We start from the raw sequence: 2,431 nt of genomic DNA, 5'->3' as shown, positions 1-2,431 counted from the left end.
CCCGAGCTCCCCGAACACCCCGGTGTACCGCCGCCTGGCCCGCCGGATCCAGGAGCGCGTCGACGCCGGCGCCTACCCGGCCGGCACCCGGCTGCCCAGCGAGTCCGAGCTGAGCGCCGAGTTCGGCGTGAACCGGCTGACCGTGCGGCAGGCGGTGGCGGAGCTGGAGCGGGCGGCCGTGGTGGAGATCCGCCGGGGCGTGGGCACCTTCGTCCGCCCGCCGGCCGTCCGGGTGTCGATCGCCGTGGACCCGCGCAGCCAGCGCTTCGACCTCGGCAGCGTGCCCACCGCACTGCCGAACGAGGAGCGCACCGACGGCGAGTTCGTGGTGGCCGCTCCGCCCGTCACCGGCTCGCCGCAGGACGCGGAGGCGGCCCGGCAGCTGGGCCGCACCCCGGCGGAGCTGTCCCGGGTGGACTCGGTGATCCGGCTGGGCGGGCGGGCCCGGGCGGCGTGCAGCTACTGGGTGCCGTTCGGCCCGCTGCCCGCCGAGCTGGTCCGGCCGGGCCGCTCCGGGAACCTGGTGCCGGACCTGGCGCGGGCCGCCGGGGTGGAACTGGAGTACGACTGGCGGGCCTTCGGCGCCGTCGGCGCGGACCTCGCGGACGCCGAGCTGCTGGGCGTCCCGCCGGGCACCGCGCTGCTGGTGCGCGAGGGCGTCAGCTGCACCCCGGACGGCGCCCCGGCGCTGTACGTGCGGCGGCGGATCGACGGCAGCAGCGCGCGCTTCGTCCTGCACTTCCGCGACCGGTAGCGAAGGCCGCCGCGCCCGCCCCCGGCCGGAGCGCCCCTGATAAATTCAGCGCCGAAACACCAGGCCGTACGGGGGCGGGCAGAGCACGGTGATCGAGGAGATCGACTACGACATACCCGGCGAGCTGGCCGAGGTCTATCTCGTCCTGCTCGCCGACGTCTCCCGCACCGGTCGGCTGCCGCGCCGCGAGGAGCTGGAGCGCCTGCGCAAGCTCGGCGAGCACTGCGCCGAGGCCGGGTACGGGCTGCGCGAGGTGGTGGCGCAGTGTCTGGCCGCGGCCCGGCGGGCCTGGCAGACCCTGCCCGGGACGGCCGCCGCGAGCAGCGTCACCGAGCTGCGCCGCACGGGCGACGCGGTGCTCGCCGCCACCGACGCCGCGCTGGCCGCGCTGGGCGAGGGCCACGAGCGGGCCCAGCGCCTGGCCGTCCGCCAGGAGGAGGCGGCCCGCCGGGAGTTCATCGACGACCTGCTGTTCGGCCGCAGCGACCTCGGGCTGCTGGCCGAGCGCGCGGAGCGGTTCGGGCTGCGGCTGGCGGGCTCGTACACGGTGGCGGTCGCGGTGGGCGAAGAGCCGTTCGCGGACGTCCATCCGCTGGTGCACCGGGTGGAGCGGGAGCTGGCCGGGCGGTTCGGCGAGCGGGACGTGCTGCTGGCCAGCAAGGACGGCCGACTGGTGTGCATCGCCCCGGACTCCGAGCGGGCCGTGCTGGAGGCCTTCGCCGAGCTGACGCTGCGCCCCGGCCCCGGCTACCGCCCGGTGCTGCGGGTGGCCACCGGCCGCCGGCACTCGGGGCCGAGCGGGGTGCTGCGCAGTTACGAGGAGGCGCTGGACGCGCTGGACTACGCGCAGCGGCTGGACCTGCCGGCCCGGCAGCTGCGGGCCGAGGAGCTGCTGGTCTTCCCGGTGCTGATGCGCGACCGGGCCGCCATGGCCGACCTGGTGCGCAGCGTGCTCGGCCCGCTGACCGAGGCGCGCGGCGGCGCCCGTCCGCTGCTGGACACCATCGCGGTGCAGGCGGAGGCCGCGTACGTGAACGCGGAGGCGGCGCGCCGGCTGGGCCTGAGCGTGCGCACGCTGGGCTACCGGCTGGAGCGGATCAAGGCGCTGACCGGGTACGACCCGGCGGACGCGCTCCAGCGCTTCACCCTGGAGACGGCGGCGATGGGTGCGCGGCTGCTGAACTGGCCGGAACAACCGCTGTAGTACGCGGTACGACGGCTGTAGTGCGCGGAACCACGGCTGTAGTGCGCGATACGACCGCCGCGGTCCCGCGCCACGGGAGCCCCCCGCCCCAAACCCGCGGGGCGGCTCCGGAACCGTCCGGCGGCCGTCCTGTTGCCGAGCTGTTGCAGTGTCACGCGGGCCGTGCGTACCAGGGTGTCAAGAGGGCGTAAAGATTGCCGGATCCTGGCAATGTGCGGGGGGCGGCGGCACTGTCATGATCTCCCCGGCGCCGAAGCGCGGCGCCGGCGGGAAGACGGGGGAGCGTGGCCGGGATGGGGGGATTCTTCGCGGCCGCGCTGGCCTTCCCGACGGCGCTGTTCAGCTTCGCGCTGGTGGTGGTGGTCGGGTACTGGTTGCTGATGCTGTTCGGCGGCCTGGTTCCGGGCGCCGTGCACGGGGGGCACGGCGGCGGGCACCAGGTGGACGTCGGACACGGGGGGCACGGCGGCGGG

The 2,431-nt window shown here is 76.1% G+C and carries 2 protein-coding genes and 1 pseudogene; all 3 read left to right on the top strand.

The genetic code is table 11. From position 1 onward, the window contains the following. Positions 1 to 754, top strand: a 754-nt coding sequence (locus ACIQOV_RS37490) for a GntR family transcriptional regulator (RefSeq protein ID WP_401055257.1), incomplete at its 5' end; no start/stop codon positions are given. An 88-nt stretch (positions 755 to 842) separates the two neighbouring features. Next, positions 843 to 1,958: a PucR family transcriptional regulator gene (locus ACIQOV_RS37485; protein ID WP_401055256.1), complete on the top strand. Its 1,116-nt coding sequence runs from the start codon at positions 843 to 845 to the stop codon at positions 1,956 to 1,958. Positions 1,959 to 2,251: 293 nt separating this feature from the next. Beyond that, positions 2,252 to 2,431, top strand: a pseudogene (locus ACIQOV_RS37480) (hypothetical protein); the annotation flags it as partial.

Origin of the sequence: Kitasatospora sp. NPDC091257, assembly GCF_044757675.1 — a bacterium.
GTDB classification, from domain to species: Bacteria; Actinomycetota; Actinomycetes; order Streptomycetales; family Streptomycetaceae; genus Kitasatospora; species Kitasatospora lactacystinica.
The sequence above is the reverse complement of the archived record's forward strand: the minus strand, read 5'-3'. Positions and strand labels throughout refer to the sequence as shown.